This is a genomic window from Streptomyces sp. NPDC057445, assembly GCF_042802855.1.
In the GTDB taxonomy this organism is placed as follows: domain Bacteria; phylum Actinomycetota; class Actinomycetes; order Streptomycetales; family Streptomycetaceae; genus Streptomyces.
The window spans coordinates 73,590-89,547 of sequence record NZ_JBHVDH010000013.1 but is presented as its reverse complement, the minus strand read 5'-3'; the positions used below and the strand labels follow the sequence as shown (position 1 = coordinate 89,547).

Below are 15,958 nucleotides of genomic sequence, written 5' to 3'. Positions count from 1 at the left end.
GCAGGATCGGCAACGCCGCTTGTCAATCACGCCACGTGTCATTCCGGCCGGGCCCGTTCACCAGAGGGCGCCGTGCCGGTGGCGGGCCGGCGGAACGTCGAGGTCGGTGTCCGCGCCGGCGCGGTGGGCACGCCGGATGGCGTCGCAGCGCATGCGCGCGGCCCGGCGGGCAGCGCGCTCGGCCCGGTTGGCGGCGAACCCGGTGCCGGCACTGCGGTAGGCGCGGTCGTTGAAGTACATCGCGAAGACGGTCCGCATGAGCTGAGGTACGGCGCGCCGGCCCTCGGACGCGGCGAGTACCTCCTCGCGGCGGTCGTACCGCAGGGAGTGCAGAGTGAGTGCGCGGATGCGGAACGCCGAAGAGCGGTGGCGCTCCTCCCAGGTGCGACCGAGATCGTCGTAGCGGCTGGGAATGTGATGGGCGGTGCGGGACACGTGTGCCTCCGTGGACGCCCCAGGGCGGTCCTGGGGTACCTAACGGAAGGCGAAGGGGCCGGCGGCCCGGGCTCGGTTCACGCGTCGACCCTACCCACCCGCCTCGCGACGGGGCCGTCTCATGCGCAGGCAGGGCGATTTCGGCCGCGGTTGCTGCCGAGCGGTACGGCCGGTAGGTGACGGCGACGGTCCGAGACGTACGAGGGGAATCGCGTCCGCGAGGAGCGGGAACCGTCGCCGGGCCGGGGCCTCATCCGCCGGTCAGCTTCACGCATTCGGCGACCACGTCCCGCAGGTTCCCCGTCCGCTCCAGAAGCTCCCGCTGGACGCGGGCTCCGTTTCCGGTTCTCAGCAGCCTCCCCAGGGCCTCCTGGACGGGCCCTGTGTCGCCGCTGTCGTCCAGGGCATCGCGTACATGATCGAAGAGGGCGCGTACCACCGCTTCCGCCGGCGCGGGTCGCATCGTCAGAGGATGGATCAGCTGCTCCTGCAGGCCGTACCGGCCGGCGCTCCACCCGGCGAGCCGCAGCAGACCCACCCCGTGCCGGGCGGGGGGCTCCCCCGCCTGCCACTGCCGGGAGGCCGTCTCGACCAGGCCGCGGGTCAGCGTGGCGAGCAGCACCGTCGAGACCGGATCCAGACAGACATCCGCGACCCTGACCTCGACGGTGGGGTAGCGGTGCGAGAGCCGGGCGTCGAAGTAGATCATTCCTTCGTCCCGCAGTACGCCGGTGCCGATCATGTCCCGTACCTGTTCGTGATACCGGTCGGCGGAGCCGAAGGTCTCGGCCGGGCCCGCCGAGGGCCACCGGCCCCAGACCTGGCTTCGATAGCTGCTGTACTTGCTGTCCTGCCCCTGCCAGAAGGGGGAATTCGCGCTCAGGGCGAGCAGCACGGCAAGCCAGGGCCGGATCCGGTCCAGGACCGCGACGCCCTCTTCGTCGGATTCCACCGAGACATGGACGTGGCAGCCGCAGGTGAGTTGTTCATGGACGGTCAGCCCGAAGTGCTCGGCCATCCACCGGTACCGCTCGCCGAAGCCCACGGAAGGGCTGACCGGGAGCGGGGATGTGGCGAGAGCCGCGACGGACACGCCGAGTTCGTTCGCGTGCCGCGCGGCTTCCGCCCGGCACCGCTCGATCTCGTTCGCGAGGTCACCCATGCCGGTCTGCGGCCGGGTGGCGAACTCCAGCTGCTGGCGTTGCAGCTCCGCCTCGAAGACCTGGTCGTTGCCGTCGTCCTCCCGGGAAGCCACGGCCAGCACAGCCGCGGACACCGCCCGAGGCTCACCCGACTCCGCGTCCACCAGGAGGAGCTCCTCCTCCACACCGACACTGCGCACGTCCCCACCCTTCTGCGGTCCGTTCATGAATGCGGATACCCCGAATGGTGCTCTGTATCAGCACGGTCGAGGGATCCCCTGGCGGCGGCCCCGTTCCGGACGAGTGCGCCACCGCGCCCTGGGTACCCGCAGTGCGTGCACCGCGGCGAAGCTCCGATTGCGGGTGCCCCGCCGGCGCAGCAGGGTGGAACGGGATGCACGGCAACCCGTGCGGGAACAAAGACAGCAAGGAGTCGTCATGCCTCGTGGTTCGAGCCCGAAGAGGGAGCGTCAGTACGAGCACATCAAGGAGAGCGCCGAGGAGCGTGGCGAGAGCACCAAGCGGGCGAAGGAGATCGCGGCCCGCACCGTGAACAAGGAGCGGGCTCGTTCGGGCGAGTCGCGCACGGCCGGCAAGTCCTCGACGCAGGACATGTCGTCGTCGAAGCGCGGCGGCCTGCGCTCGCACAGCGGCGCCGCAGGACCCACGTACGACCAGCTGTACGCGGAGGCTCAGCGCCGCAATGTTCACGGCCGCTCCTCCATGAACAAGGACGAGCTGAAGAAGTCGCTGGGCCGCTGAGGGCCCGGCGGAGGGCGGCCGGCGCGGCACGCTCCCGCCGCCGGGGCGGGTCCTCGCGAAACCGGACGCCGGGCAGGACCTCGGCGGCCCGACGCCGGGCGTCGTGCCCGCGGGCCGACGCCCTCGGACCTCGCGTCACGTTTCTGGGAGGCAGGCATGACCATGCCCGGAAAGCCGGCCGGCTCCCTGTGGACGGAGTACGACCCGGGCCCCGATTATCCGGATCTGCGCAGCGACATCCGGGTGGACGTCGCCGTGGTCGGCGGCGGGATGGCCGGAATCTGCACCGCCTGGGAGCTGGTCCGCACGGGCCGCAGGGTCGCCCTCGTGGAGTCCGACCGGATCGCACACGGCGTCACCGGCCACACCACGGCGAAGCTGTCGGCCTTGCAGGGCACGGCGTACAGCCGTATCCGCAAGGCGCGCGGAGCCGAGGGCGCCAGGCAGTACGCCGCATCGCAGCAGGACGCCGTGGCGCATGTGCGGCGGCTGAGCGAGGAGCTCGGCATCGACTGCGACCTGGAGGAAACCGCCGCGTACACGTACGTCACCGACCCCGCACGGGCCGAGGACATGCGCCGTGAAGCGGACGCCGCAAGGGCCGCGGGCCTGGACGTCACCTGGGTGGAGGAGGCGCCGCTGCCGTTCGCCGTCGCCGCCGCGGTACGGCTGGACGGTCAGGCGCAGTTCCACCCCCGCAAATTCCTGCTCGGCCTCGCGGTGGACCTGGTGCGCCGGGGAGGCAGGATCTTCGAGCGCAGCCGGGTCACCGGCCTGAAGGAAGGCGCCCCCTGCCGCCTGACCACGAGCGCCGGTCACACGGTCGAGGCGACGGATGTCGTGGTGGCCACGCACTACCCGGTCTTCGACCGGTCGCTGCTCTTCACAAGGCTGGAGCCGAAGAGGGAAGTTGTCGTCGCGGGGCCGCTGCCTGCGGAGGGCGTCGTACCGAACGGGATGTTCCTCACCGAGGAGGAGAACACGCGGTCGTTCCGTACCGCACCCCATGACGGGTACGGCCGGATGCTGATCGTCACGGGCGAGAAGTTCACCCCGGGCGATCCGAAGGACCAGGGCGCCGCCGCGCACTTCCAGGTCCTCACCAGGTGGGCCGGCAAGCACTTCGAGAACTTCACCGTCACCCACCGGTGGGCCACCCAGGACAACTTCTCCACCGATCATGTGCCGTACGTCGGCCGGCTCCGTCCGGGAGCACATCACACCTACGTGGCGACCGGTTTCGGCGGCTGGGGGCTGAGCGGCGGCGTGATGGCGGGGCAGCTGCTCACCGGGCTGATCGCGGGAACCCCGTCGCCCTGGGCGGAGCTCTACGATCCCGTGCGACTGCACCCGTTGACCGAGGGGCCCGGCATACTGCGGCTGGGCGCGAAGACCGCACGCCACTGGGTCGGCGACCGTCTGCCGGGCGGGCACGCCGACTCCGTCGACGACATCGGCCCCGGCGAGGGCGCGGTGCTGCGCGGCCGTGGAGCGGGACCGGAGGCGGTGCACCGGGACACGAACGGCGCCCTGCACCGTCTCTCCGCCCGCTGCACGCACCTGGGCTGCATCGTCCACTTCGACGAGGCCGAGCGTGCCTGGGAGTGCCCGTGTCACGGCTCCCGCTTCGGCGTGGACGGCTCCGTCCTCCAGGGTCCGGCGGTGCACCCGCTGGAACCCCGGGACCCCGACGACGGCGCCTGAGAACCCTCTGGGTGTCAGTGGCTCACGTTGGTGGCGAGCCAGGGGCTCAGCACGGGCAGCACGTTCGCGGGCACCAGGCCGACGACGCCTTCACGGTGGGGCCGGCGGTCCTGCTGGACGGGATCGAGGCAACCGGGCAACAGGACGCCGTCCCCCTCGCCGTAGCACGCAAACGCCGAGGCCCGCGAAACCCCGAAGTAGGGTGCGAACACCGCCGTGCCCGGCGCCGGGCCGTATCCGCTCCTCGTTCCGTCGGCGATCCGCAGGCCCGAATCCGCCGCTCCCCCCAGGTTCTGTGGATGCGTCAGAAACGTTCTCAGCCGAACACCTCGAAGGTCACCGCGGGCCGCCCGCCGAACCGGGGCGCCGCAGCCCGGGCGGAACCCGTCAGGAACTCCCGGCAGTAGGACTCGGCGTCCTTGTCCGTCAGTGCCTCGACGTAGGTGCGGTGCTGGAGCAGGGACTGTACGGAACGGTCGAGTCCCGCGGTCGCGTCGACCGCATGTGTCGGCGTGGCCGAACCCGCGACGGCCACCCAGCGGACGCCGCTCCACGGCTGAAGGCCCTGCTCGGTGAGGAGTTCGGGGAAGATCCAGCGGTTGCCGGCGTCGGCCGCGGCGTCGAGGGTCGCCCGTCCGACGGCCCGGTGGTCCGGGGTGTTCCAGGATCCGCCTGCGCCGTGACCCCAGGTGTCCCGGTGGTTGAGCGTGATGACCAGTTCGGGACGATGGCGGCGGATCGCGGCGGCGATGTCCCGGCGCAGCGCGGTGCCGTACTCGATGACGCCGTCCTTGTGGCCGAGGAACTCGACCGTGGACACCCCGACGACCGCCGCGCTCGCCCGCTGCTCCCGCTCGCGCAGCGGACCGCAGACGGCGGGCTCGATCCCGTCGATGCCGGCCTCACCACGGCTCGCCAGCAGATAGACGACGTCCTTGCCCGCATCGGTCCAGGCGGCGACGGCCGCCGCGCAGCCGTACTCGAGGTCGTCGGGGTGGGCCACTACCGCGAGGGCACGCTCCCAGTCGTCGGGCATCGATGCGAGCTGGGGTTCGGTCATACCGGGAGCGTATCCCCGGGGTTCCGGCCGCGCCGCGTGGTGCCGCGTCTCGCGGCGCCACAACTCGTTGTGCCACGGCTCGGGGTGCTACACCTCGTCGCGGACCAGGGCGAGCAGCCGGTCCAGGACGCGGGCTCCGGAAGCGCGGACGCCGTCGTGCTCGTACTCGTCGGTGACCCAGGTGCGCAGTCCACGGATGCCTCGGGCCGTCGCGAGGGAGTGAGCCGTGTCGACGTACATGTCGTCGTGGTAGACGGCGGCGGCGACCGGCACCTCGTTGGCCGCGAGACGCTCGGCGTCGTAGAGCGGAGGCCAGTCGGTGCGGGAGGCGAGCAGTCCGGCGGCATCGCGCAGGGGCCGCAGGGCGGGGTCGCACTCGAAGTGCCAGGGGTGCACCGACTCGCCGGTGAAGAGCAGCGGTCCGTCCCCGGCCAGTGTCTTCGCCGCGTCGAACTGCGGGAACTCGGCGCGAACCCGCTCCGCCGCCCATGCTGTGGGCGCCTGCCCCTGGGCGTAGATGGCCTCGTGGAGCACGGCGTACAGAGGATGCGCGGCGTACGACAGTGCGGCGAGCACGCCTTCCTGGAAGGCGTCCGAGAGTTCGTCCCCGCCCGTCCCCTCGACGAACGCGTCCTCCAGCAGATAGTGCAGCTGATGGCTGCCGTCCCCGGTGCCGAGCTGGACACCCAGCGACTGGAACGCCTCTGGCGTCAGTACATAGCCGCCCGGCAGTACGGGCCGGTTCTCGGCGAGATGCCCGGCGATGCGCCGGGCACGCTCGACGTCCTGCGGATAGCGGGCGTAGTGGGCCTCCGCCTTGCGCTGGACCCGGGGGTAGGCAGCCCGGTACACGTCCTCGGCCCGGGCGTCCAGCGAGGGCAGCCCGCCCGTGATCAGTACGGTCCGCAGGCCCTCCGGTGCGGTCGACAGATAGTGCGTGGCGCAGAAGCCGCCGAAGCTCTGGCCGAGGACGGTCCACCTGGCACCGCCGGTGAGCTGGCGACGGACGGCTTCGCAGTCACGGACGATGCTGTCGGCACGGAAGTGCCCGAGGTAGTCCGCCTGCGCCTCGGGGCCGCCCCGCAGCGGCAGGGTCTGCCGGTTGGCGGGCGTGGAGAGTCCGGTGCCCCGCTGGTCGAGCAGCAGGACGCGGAACTCCTGGACGGCACGGCCGAGCCATGCCTGCTTGCCCGGGAAGCGGCGTGCGCCGAAGCCCGGGCCGCCCTCCAGGTACACCAGCCACGGCAGCTCGGCCCCTGCCCTGGCGCTCGACACGACCTCGCGGCCGTACAGCCGGATCTGCTCACCTGCCGGGTCGGCATGGTCGAGAGGAACCGTGAAGTGGCGGTCCGTGAGGACGAGGCCCGGCTGCCGGTAGCTGGTCAACGGTGCTCCTGCTCTGTGTGCCCTGGTGGTGCTCCCCCCGCATGCCCAGTGCACCACACGGTCGGGCGGGGGTCGTGCGGAGCGGAGTCGGACGGCCGGAAAGCGCTCCGCGGTCCGGGTGCGACCGGGGAAGCGGACCTCCGCGGCTTCGGCGGCCCGCCGACGGCCGGGGCCGCCGACTCCGGCACCGGCCACGGCCGGGCGCGGGCCCGTGTGCGCGCCGCGCCCTTCACACCTAGCGTGGACCCATGATCCGGTTCGAACAGGTCAGCAAGGTCTACCCCGACGGTACGACCGCTGTCGACGGCCTGAGCTTCGAGGTCTCGGAAGGCGAACTGGTCACCCTTGTGGGCCCGTCGGGTTGCGGAAAGACGACCACGATGATGATGGTGAACCGGCTGATCGAGCCCACGTCCGGACGCATCCTTGTCGACGGGGAGGACATCTCCGCCGTCGATCCGGTCAAGCTGCGCCGCCGCATCGGCTACGTCATCCAGCAGGTCGGGCTCTTCCCGCACCGTACGGTCCTCGACAACACCGCGACCGTCCCGTCCCTCATCGGCTGGAAGAAGGCGAAGGCCAGAGCCCGCGCCGCCGAGCTCCTCGACCTGGTCGGACTCGATCCCGGCACATACGGCCCCCGCTACCCGGCACAGCTGTCGGGCGGCCAGCGCCAGCGCGTGGGCGTGGCCCGCGCCCTGGCGGCGGACCCGCCGGTGCTGCTGATGGACGAGCCGTTCGGCGCGGTGGACCCGGTGGTCAGGGAGCGGCTGCAGAACGAGTTCCTGAACCTGCAGGCGACGGTCCGCAAGACGGTGCTGCTGGTCACCCATGACATCGAGGAGGCCGTCAGAATGGGGGACCGTATCGCTGTCTACGGGCAGGGGCGCATCGAGCAGTTCGACACCCCGGGGGCCGTGCTCGGCGCGCCGGCGACCGACTATGTGGCGCAGTTCGTCGGCGCCGACCGCGGGCTGAAGCGGCTCTCCGTCACCCGGATCGAGGCGGCCGACCTGGAGCAGCCACCGGTCGCGCGCCTCGACGAGCCGGCCGGGGAGGCGACCGCCCGGCTGCGGGCCGGTAACGCCGGCTGGGCGGTGGTGCTCGGTGCTGCGGGAGATCTGCACGGCTGGGTCTCGGCGGACGCGCTGTCCACCGCCGGGGAACAGGGCACGGTGGGCGAGCTCGCGCGCCGGATGGAGGCCTGGGTACCGCTCGGCGCACCGCTGAAGCAGGCGTTCAGCGAGATGCTGCAGCACGACGCCGGATGGGTCGCGGTGGTGGACGGGTCCCGATTCGCGGGAGTGCTGACCCCGGCGAAACTTCATGAGGCGCTACGCCGTTCGGTGGACGCGGACGCGCGGGGCGTGGGGCGTGACGAGGTGGACTTCGACTCGGTGGCGGACGCCTGAGGACGCAGTCCTCCGGGTGGGCGTGCCCAGGAGCCGCCGCGCGGCGCGCGGGGCCTGTTCCGGAGAGCCGGCCGGGGCGAGCCCGCTCCCCTACCTCTGTTCCGGGCCCTGTGTCGCAGGAAGCAGTCCCTTGGACTCCAGATACTCCCTGGCGACGTCCTCTGGCAGTCGGCGCCAGCTGTCGACCTCTTTGTTCAGCCGGGCCAGGTCCGCCGTGGTCAGCACGGAGTTGAGCTTGTCGAGGGCCTCGGTGGCGCCGGCACCGCCCGCCCGTGCGCGGTTGACGACGGGGACGACGTGGTCGGCGTTCTGCAGATGCTTGTCGTCGTCGAGCAGCACGAGGCCGAAGTCGTCCAGCGTCGCGTCGGTGGTCGTGGTCAGGACCATCTGGTCCTGACCCGACTGGACGGCCTGTTTGGCCTGGGTGGTACCGACGCCCTTGGGGTCGATTCCGGCGATGTCGATGCCGTAGGTCTTCTTCAGGCCAGGGGCGCAGTAGGGACGCTGGACGCATTCGTCGCCCGCGGCGAGACGTACGGGCAGCCCGGAGCGTCCCAGATCGCTGAGGGTCCGGAGGTGGTGCCGGTCGGCGAAGGCCCTGGTGACGGCGAAGGCGTTCTGGTCGACGGCCCGGCCCGGGGCGAGCACGGTGAGGCCCCGCGGCTCGGCCAGGGACCGCAGTGCGGTCATGGTGGAGTCGAGGTCGGGCGAGCCGACCGCCGGTGCCTTCGGCCCGTTCACCTTGGCGTTGAGCCAGTCCGCGAACGTCGCCGCGTACTCGGGTACGACATCGATCTGGCCGCTCTCCAGGGCGGGTTCGTAGATCTCGCGGTTGGTCACCGAAATGATCTCCGTGTGGTAGCCGGCGTGCTCGAGGAGCAGGGAGTACATCCGGGCGAGCAGATCGCTCTCGGTGAATCCGGCCGAACCGATGGTCAGGTGCTTGCTGTCCCCTGGTGATGCGGTCACCCGGCCCTGGTTCTCCAGGGAGGGTCCTGTGGTGCAGCCGGCCGCGGCGAGCAGCAGGGCGGCCGCAAGGGCACGCATGCGCCGCCTCATCCGGCCCTCCCCCGCACCTGCTCGGGCGACAGTCGCTCCACGATCTCGAAGACCGCTTCCACGAGCAGGGCGAAGAGGGCGACGAGGACGGCGCCCGCGACGACCTGCGGGGTGGAGGCGAGGTTGAAGCCCGCCGTGATGATCCGGCCCAGTCCACCGCCGCCCGCGAGCGCGGCGATCGTCGCGGTGGCGACGAGTTGGACGGCGGCGATCCGTACGCCCGTGAGGATCAACGGCGTCGCCAGCGGGACCTCCACCCGCAGCAGCATCTGAGTGCCGGTCATGCCCATGCCCCGGGCGGCCCTTACGACGTCCTGGTCGACCCCCCGCATCCCGACGTATGCGTTGGTGAGCAGCGGCGGCACGGCGAACAGCACCAGTGCGACGATCGTCGGCCAGTCCCCCCACGTGCCGATGGGGCTGAGCAGCAGCAGGACCAGGACGGCGAAAGTGGGCACCGCCCGGCCGACGTTGGAGATGTTGACGGCGAGCGCGCCGCCCCTGCCGAGGTGGCCGAGGACAAGGGCGACGGGCAGTGCGACGACACAGCTGATCAGCAGACAGACCGATGTGAGGTAGAGGTGCTGGCCGAGGCGGGTCCAGACGCCGTTCTCGCCGTACCAGTTGGCTGAGCTGGTGAGCCAGTCCCATGTCTGGGCGAGCGTGTTCATGCCGCTGACCGCCTGCTCCGTCCCATCCACGGGGTCAGCACCCGCTGCACTCCGAGAAGGGCGAGGTCGGCGACGACCGCGATGACGACGCAGAGCACGGACGCGGTGAGCACCTGGGCCTTGAAGTAGGTGTTCATCCCCGAGTAGATGAGGTTGCCGAGGCCGCCGAAGCCCACGATCGCGCCGATGGTGACGAGGGAGACGGCGGAGACCGTGGCGATCCGCAGCCCGGCCATCGCCGCCGGCAGGGCGAGGGGCAGTTCCACGGTGAGGAGCAGCCGTACGGGCCCGTACCCCATGCCGCGCGCGGCCTGCCGGGTCTCCTCGGGCACCGCGCGCAGGCCGGCGAGGATGTTCCGTACCAGCAGGGTGAGCGAGTAGAGGACGAGTCCGGCGATCACGAGCGACGCGGACAGTCCGTACAACGGCAGCAGCAGGGAGAACATCGCGAGCGACGGGACGGTGTAGAGGATCGTCGTCACTCCGAGGACGGGGCCGGCGGCCCAGCGCCAGCGCCGGGCCGCCACGGCGAGAGGTACGGCGAGCAGCAGCCCCAGGGCGACGGAGATCAGGGTCAGCTGGAGATGTTGCAGGACGGCGTCCCAGAGGATCTCGCGGCGGGTGGACAGATACTCGCCGCAGATCCAGTCGTTGCGCGCGAGGCAGTCGTGGGGAGCCTGCGCGGTCACCCGTGGAGCGGTCACCCGTTCATTGCAGCCCGGAGCACGGCTGCCGCGCGCGTTGTACTGGCCTGTCCGGACGCACCCCCGGACCCCCGCGGCATCCCGGGCCGGGCCCGGAGGCCGCGGCCGGACGGGCATCGGGCCGCGGGACCACGGTTTCCGGCGCGGCGCCACAGGGCGGCGTACTGCCCGGCGAACTCCTCGGGGCAGGGGGTGGCGCAGAGGGTGCCGGCGGCCACGACAGCCCGTCGCCCCGCGCACGCGCCTGCTCCGCTGCTCTCGGGCGCGATGGACGAGGCGGCCCTGTGGCCGCCTCCTCGGGAGATCCCGGGGAGGCGGCCGGCAGGAGGGCCGCCCTCTCACGGATTCGGAGCGCGGCGCGCCTGAGGGCGGGCGGGCTCGGTGGCCGATGTCTCATCGCATGCGGCGCGTCACGGTGCAGGAGTCCGCTCGCCCGGCCGGTGTCGCCCCGCACCGCCCCGGCGCGCCACGTCCCGGTTCAGGGTGACCTGTCGACGCGGCCGGACCAGGAACTGCTCGCTCAGCTCAGGAGCTTCTCCTTGGCCTTCTGGAACTCGTCCTCCGTCAGCTCTCCCTTGGTCTTCAGTTCGGAGAGCCGGGCCAGCTCGTCCGCGGTGCCGGAGCCGTCGGCCTTCGCGGTCTGCCGTATGTAGGTGTTGAAGGCCTCCTGCTGTTCCTGGGCGTGCTGGATCTCGCGCTTGCCCATCTCGTTGCCCCGCACCACCACATAGACCAGCACACCGAGGAACGGGATGATCAGTACGAAGAGCAGCCAGGCCGCCTTGACCCATCCGTTCAACTCGTGGTCGCGGAAGATGTCCAGGATGACCCGGAACAGCAGCACCAGCCACATGACCCAGAGGAAGATCCACATCACGGTCCAGAACGCGCCCAGCACCGGATAGTCGTACGCGAGGTAGACAGTTCCGTCCATCGCCGTCCTCCTGCCGTTCCCGCCGGACGTCGTAGGTCGCCGTCCGTTCGCGGTCAGTGTGGGCCGGGCACGGTGGTCGCGCCCTCACCCGGCGGGGGTGAATCGGCGCGCGGGGCACGGGAGCCCGTGCGGGGCCGGGCGCGCCGCACCCGTGTCGGTGCCGCGCGCGCCCGTCGGCGTCGATCACGATGAGCGGGCCGTGATGCCTTGTGGACTGGTGGGTGACGTATGGCGGAAGCGACGGCGTGCCGTCCCGTGCGCGGTCTCCTGACGGGTTCGAGCACCGCGGAGACGGCATGAGCGGCGGGGCTGCCTGGACCGGGGTCGCGGTCGCGGCGGTCACCGCGGGCTATGCCCTGGTGTCGAAGCGGCTGGCGGTCAGCGCGGTCACCGCGGCGATGGTGTTCACCGGCTGCGGAGTGCTCATCGGACCGGCCGGACTCGACATCCTCGATCTGCAGCGCGACGCGGGCCCGATCCTCGTCCTGGTGGAGGCGGCACTCACCCTGGTCCTGTTCACCGACGCGATCGAGCTGCGCGGCCGGGACCTGCAGCGAGGCCGCATTCTGGCCGCCCGGCTGGTGACGATCGGTCTGCTGCTGACCATCGCGGGCGGGTGGCTGCTGGCCTGGCTGCTGCTGCCGTCGCTGACCCTGTGGGAGGCGGCGCTCGTCGCGGCGATCCTCGCACCGACCGAAATCGCCGTGTGCAGGGCGGCCGTGGCGAACCGCCGGGTCCCCGCGCTCGTACGGCACGGGCTCACGGTCGAGACCGGGATCAATGACGGGCTGGTCCTGCCGTTCTTCCTCCTCTTCCTCGCCGCGGTGCACGGTACGACATCGTCGGAGCAGGGGCTGGTGGGCATCTTCTGGCGTGCACTGGTCCTCAGCGCGGCGCTCGGGCTCGCCGTCGGCGGGGGCTGTGGATGGCTGTTGCACCGGGCACGCACGGCCGACTGGGTCGGCCGGGAGTGGAGCCAGGCCATGGTCCTGGCGGTCGCCCTGGCCTCGTACGCGCTCGCTGCCGCAATCGGCGGGAGCGGGTTCGTATCGGCCTGGGCAGCCGGTTTCGCCTTCGCGGCGATGCTGCGGCGCGGGCGTGGGAAACCGCTCGGCGGCGTGTCGGAGGGCAGCCACGGTGCCGGCGTGCCCGTCGGGTTCGCCGAGAGCATCGCTTCTCTGCTCGCCGCGATCAGCTTCCTGGTGTTCGGCGCCGTCATGCTGGGGCCCGCGCTCCAGCACCTCGACTGGCAGGTTGCGGTGTACGCGATGCTGAGCGTCGCGGTGGTCCGTCCGGTGTCCGCCGCCCTCGCCCTCATGGGCAGCGGACTGCGCCTGCCCACGGTGGCGTACACCGCCTGGTTCGGCCCGCGGGGACTGCCCTCGCTGGTCCTCGGCCTGCTGGCCGCGGAGGAGCACGTCCCCGGGGCGCGCACCCTGCTGCAGGTCGTGGCCGTCACCGTGGCGCTGAGTGTGCTGCTGCACGGCGTGTCGGCCGTACGCCTGAGCGAGCTGTACGCGGCGTGGCACGAGAAGGCGGCGAAGCGCGATCCTAGGCTGCGCGAGGGGCCGGTCCATGGTTCCTCGGCGACGGGGGACGGGTGAGGGACGGGCGCTAGTCCGGCAGCCGGCGCATTTCGACGACGTGCAGGCCCAGGTCCTGGAAGCGCGCGAGCAGTCCGTACAGATGGGCTTCGTCCGTGACCGGTCCGTACAGGACGGTCTCCTCGGGCACCGTCGCCTCTTTCAGCTCGGGAAAGGCGCCGGCGACGGCCGTGGACAGATGACCGGAGACGCGGAACTCGTATCGCATGCGGCACTTCCCCGTGGACCAGGATCTCTACTTGCCTCAGGGGCCTCTTCGAGCATGCTGCGTGTGTGGAGGGTCTCGGCGCATCACCCGGACAAGGTGAGCTGCCGGAGAGCATCACAGCAGATCGGCCTCGCGGGCACGCCGGACCGCCTCGCTGCGGCGGGACACGGACAGCTTCCGGTAGATGCTCTTGAGGTGGGTCTTGACCGTGTTGACGGACAGGAACATCTCCGCGGCGATCTCCTGGGTCGACATCATCTGCGCCACGTATCGGAGGACTTCGCGCTCCCGCTCGCTGAGGTGCTCGACGAGCACGGGGCAGCCGTCTCCGTCCACCGGACGTTCCGTGAGCCATGCGTGCTCGGCGGTGAGTTCGGGCGTGCGCGCGAGCAGATGCCGCAGCCAGGGGCCGGTGTCGGTGAACGGGGCGCGCAGCAGCTGCGGGCGGGCGGTGTGGAGGGCTTGGCCCAGGAGGACCACCGCCTGCGCGGTGTCGTCCTCCCGTGCCGCGGCCTGGGCCCGCAGGAGCTGGGTACGGACCCGGTCGCCAGGGCCGGGGGACGCGCCGTCGCCGAGCGGGGCGAGCAGCCGTCGCGCGCGGTCGCTGTCCCCGGCCGCCAGATGGGCGGCTGCCGACGCCATGGCGTACGCGGACCCGTCCCGGGGCGTGTCGCGCAGTACGGCGAGCGCGGCCGACGGATCTCCGCGTGCGACGTGGACGGCACAGCGGGCCACCGCGACCCGGCGGGCGGCCTCGGTGCCGGCACGGGGCGCGCCGTTGTGGGAGCCGCCGTGGCGGGAACCGTTGAGGGCGTCCGTGCGGGATGCAGACACCTGCACGGCGTCGAGCTCGCTCAGCGCCGCCGCCATCCGGCCGTGCGCAAGCTCGAGGCGGGAGCGCAGGACGGCTGCCTCTGCGGCGGCCAGTGGGTCCAGGCCGGGAGCAGCGGAGTCCGCGGCGGCATCGAGGTGGCGCCGGGCGCCCTGGAGGTCGCCCCGGTCGGATGCGACGGAGGCCAGCGCCAGTTGGCACGTCCCGGTGCGCCGGTCGACCGGAATGCCATGCTCCTCAGCGGTCCTCAGGCCTTCCCTCGCATGGGCCTCCGCCTCGTGCAGCAGGCCGTCGACCGCCTCGGTCAGGGCAAGAGCGCCCAGGCTGTGGTAGCGGACCGTCCGGGTCTGTTCGTCCGTGGCGGCGGCGAGGGTCGCGGTGAACGCCTCTCGCGCCCCGGACCGGTGGCCCGCCGCGAGGAGTGCGTGAGCACGCCCGTAGCGGCACAGGGCCTCGATCTCGGGGTGCCGCTCCAGCCGGTCGGGCGGCATCTGCGCCATGAGCGCGCGTACATCGGCGTCGACGCCCTTGTCCGGATCCTCGTCCGTGCCCGGGGCTGTGCCCGGGGCTGTGCCGGTGTCCGCCTCCGCGAGGAGACGGAGCAGCGCGTGGGTGAGCCTCAGCTCGGGAACGGCACGGTGCAGGCCGGGCCCGTCCACGCGGTGGAGCTGTCTGCGGCTCTCCGGGCTGTCACCGCGGGCCAGAGCACAGGCCGCAGCGACGAGTGCCGCGCCTTCGCCGGGCAGGTCGACGGGCATGGCCCTGAACAGGCGCTCGAGACCGTGGCTGTCCGGTCCGGTGAGGAGCCGGCCGATCGCGAGCCGTTCGACCAGGAGGGTGGCTGCGTACTCCCATTCCTCGGCCGCGACGGCATGTTCGACCGCGTCGGTCAGCCGGCCGTCGTCCGCGAGCCAGTGGGCCGCCCGGCGGTGCAGGTCCGCGCCGAGTTCGGGGGCGCGGCTGCGCAGATGGGCACGCAGCACCTCGGCGAACAGCGGGTGGCTGCGGTACCAGGCGGTGTCGCCGATCGGCTCGACGAAGGCGTTCTCGCGGGCGAGCCGTCCGAGCACCGCCGTGCCGTCGTCGCGTCCCGTGAGTGCGTCGGCGAGCAGCGGGTGGACGTGGGAGAGGATGCTGGTGCGGATGAGCAGGTCCTGGGTGGCCGCCGGCTGGGCGTCGAGGACCTCCGCCATCAGATAGTCGGCCACGGCGTTCTGCGACGCGGCGAAGGAGTGGGCGAATTCCTCGGCGTCCTCGGCCCGCTGCATGGCGAGGGCGCACAGCCGCAGTCCGGCGGCCCAGCCCTCTGTGCGGTCGGTGAGGGCGCCGATGCTCTCCGGGGAGGGCGTCAGTCCGTGGCTTCGGAGCAGTTGCCCTGCCTCGCGTGGTGTGAACGCGAGCTCCGACCGGCGGATCTCGCAGATCCGGGCCTCTGCACGGTAGCGGTGCAGCGGAAGCGGCGGGTCCAGGCGGCCGGTGAGCACGAGCCGCAGGGACGGGCCGGCATGGGCCAGAACGAACTCGAGATCCGCAGCCACGTCCGGGGCGGCGCCCCGCTCGAGTCCGTCGAGGACGAGGACGACCGGCCGGGACAGCTGGGCCAGCGCGGACGCGAGCCGGACGATGAGCGAATGGTCGACGCTGCCGGCCCTGGAGGGGCTGCCGACGCCGTCGGGCAGCGGGACATGGTGGTAGCGGAACGCTCCGAGGACGTACGACCAGAACACACCCGGGGCGTTGTCGTCGCTCTCGACCGTGAGCCAGACGACGGGGCCGGGCGCCGACTCGGACCGCTGCCATGCGGCGGCGAGGGTGGTCTTGCCGGCACCGGCCGGACCGGTGATGACGGTCAGCGGTCCCCGGGTGCCTTCGGTGAGCCGGTCGAGGAGGCGCTTTCTGGCCACGAAGGTGGGCGGCGCGGCGGGTACCGCGAACTTCGCGGCCAGCAACGGGTCCCCGCCCGGGTTCAGCTGGTCGTCATCACCCATGGCTTTCCACCGTCGTACGGTCCCGTCGTCCGGTCCACTGACGGGACCATGATCCCC

At 72.0% G+C, this 15,958-nt stretch carries 15 protein-coding genes; 4 read left to right on the top strand and 11 right to left on the bottom strand.

What is annotated here, in order from left to right:
- Positions 1–57: 57 nt before the first annotated feature.
- Positions 58–435, bottom strand: coding sequence for a hypothetical protein (locus tag ACFU5O_RS24965; protein WP_384244003.1), 378 nt, complete (start codon positions 433–435; stop codon positions 58–60).
- A gap of 250 nt (positions 436–685) precedes the next feature.
- The gene (locus ACFU5O_RS24960; RefSeq protein ID WP_384244002.1) at positions 686–1,804 is read right to left on the bottom strand and encodes a glutamate--cysteine ligase; all 1,119 of its coding nucleotides are present in this window, start codon (positions 1,802–1,804) and stop codon (positions 686–688) included.
- Positions 1,805–2,015: 211 nt separating this feature from the next.
- On the opposite strand from ACFU5O_RS24960, the gene ACFU5O_RS24955 reads away from it, so the two are divergent.
- Together ACFU5O_RS24955 and ACFU5O_RS24950 are read left to right on the top strand one after the other, a co-directional pair.
- Positions 2,016–2,339 carry a plasmid stabilization protein gene (locus tag ACFU5O_RS24955; protein ID WP_384244000.1) on the top strand — a complete coding sequence of 108 codons (324 nt, stop codon included), beginning with the start codon at positions 2,016–2,018 and terminating at the stop codon, positions 2,337–2,339.
- 156 nt (positions 2,340–2,495) lie between these two features.
- Positions 2,496–4,043 (top strand): FAD-dependent oxidoreductase, encoded by a 1,548-nt coding sequence (locus ACFU5O_RS24950; RefSeq protein WP_384243999.1) that lies wholly within the window; start codon positions 2,496–2,498, stop codon positions 4,041–4,043.
- 14 nt (positions 4,044–4,057) lie between these two features.
- Here ACFU5O_RS24950 and ACFU5O_RS24945 read toward each other — a convergent pair whose 3' ends face one another.
- From ACFU5O_RS24945 to ACFU5O_RS24935, 3 genes are all read right to left on the bottom strand, one after another.
- Positions 4,058–4,255 carry a hypothetical protein gene (locus tag ACFU5O_RS24945; RefSeq protein WP_384243998.1) on the bottom strand — a complete coding sequence of 66 codons (198 nt, stop codon included), beginning with the start codon at positions 4,253–4,255 and terminating at the stop codon, positions 4,058–4,060.
- Between the two features lie 104 nt (positions 4,256–4,359).
- Entirely contained in the window at positions 4,360–5,103 is a 744-nt protein-coding gene (locus ACFU5O_RS24940) for a PIG-L deacetylase family protein (protein ID WP_384243996.1), read from the bottom strand.
- 87 nt (positions 5,104–5,190) lie between these two features.
- A complete protein-coding gene (locus ACFU5O_RS24935; protein ID WP_384243995.1) occupies positions 5,191–6,489 on the bottom strand; it encodes an alpha/beta fold hydrolase in 1,299 nt (432 codons plus the stop codon).
- Positions 6,490–6,737: 248 nt separating this feature from the next.
- Here ACFU5O_RS24935 and ACFU5O_RS24930 point away from each other — a divergent pair, with 248 nt between their 5' ends.
- Positions 6,738–7,901: a betaine/proline/choline family ABC transporter ATP-binding protein gene (locus ACFU5O_RS24930; RefSeq protein ID WP_384243994.1), complete on the top strand. Its 1,164-nt coding sequence runs from the start codon at positions 6,738–6,740 to the stop codon at positions 7,899–7,901.
- Positions 7,902–7,991: 90 nt separating this feature from the next.
- Here the strand turns inward: ACFU5O_RS24930 and ACFU5O_RS24925 are convergent, their stop codons facing one another.
- The 4 genes from ACFU5O_RS24925 to ACFU5O_RS24910 form a co-directional block, all read right to left on the bottom strand.
- Positions 7,992–8,960 (bottom strand): ABC transporter substrate-binding protein, encoded by a 969-nt coding sequence (locus ACFU5O_RS24925; RefSeq protein ID WP_384243993.1) that lies wholly within the window; start codon positions 8,958–8,960, stop codon positions 7,992–7,994.
- A complete protein-coding gene (locus tag ACFU5O_RS24920) occupies positions 8,957–9,631 on the bottom strand; it encodes an ABC transporter permease (RefSeq protein WP_384244091.1) in 675 nt (224 codons plus the stop codon). The genes ACFU5O_RS24925 and ACFU5O_RS24920 overlap by 4 nt, the downstream gene beginning before the upstream one ends.
- Positions 9,628–10,335, bottom strand: coding sequence for an ABC transporter permease (locus tag ACFU5O_RS24915; RefSeq protein WP_384243992.1), 708 nt, complete (start codon positions 10,333–10,335; stop codon positions 9,628–9,630). The genes ACFU5O_RS24920 and ACFU5O_RS24915 overlap by 4 nt, the downstream gene beginning before the upstream one ends.
- Before the next feature lie 520 nt (positions 10,336–10,855).
- Positions 10,856–11,269, bottom strand: coding sequence for an SHOCT domain-containing protein (locus tag ACFU5O_RS24910; RefSeq protein ID WP_384243990.1), 414 nt, complete (start codon positions 11,267–11,269; stop codon positions 10,856–10,858).
- A gap of 296 nt (positions 11,270–11,565) precedes the next feature.
- Between ACFU5O_RS24910 and ACFU5O_RS24905 the strand changes: the two genes are divergently transcribed.
- On the top strand, positions 11,566–12,873 hold the full coding sequence (locus ACFU5O_RS24905; protein ID WP_384243989.1) for a cation:proton antiporter: 1,308 nt from the start codon (positions 11,566–11,568) through the stop codon (positions 12,871–12,873).
- A 10-nt stretch (positions 12,874–12,883) separates the two neighbouring features.
- Here the strand turns inward: ACFU5O_RS24905 and ACFU5O_RS24900 are convergent, their stop codons facing one another.
- Together ACFU5O_RS24900 and ACFU5O_RS24895 are read right to left on the bottom strand one after the other, a co-directional pair.
- The gene (locus tag ACFU5O_RS24900) at positions 12,884–13,081 is read right to left on the bottom strand and encodes a hypothetical protein (RefSeq protein WP_384243988.1); all 198 of its coding nucleotides are present in this window, start codon (positions 13,079–13,081) and stop codon (positions 12,884–12,886) included.
- A gap of 114 nt (positions 13,082–13,195) precedes the next feature.
- The gene (locus tag ACFU5O_RS24895; RefSeq protein ID WP_384243986.1) at positions 13,196–15,901 is read right to left on the bottom strand and encodes a LuxR C-terminal-related transcriptional regulator; all 2,706 of its coding nucleotides are present in this window, start codon (positions 15,899–15,901) and stop codon (positions 13,196–13,198) included.
- Between the last annotated feature and the right edge of the window lie 57 nt (positions 15,902–15,958).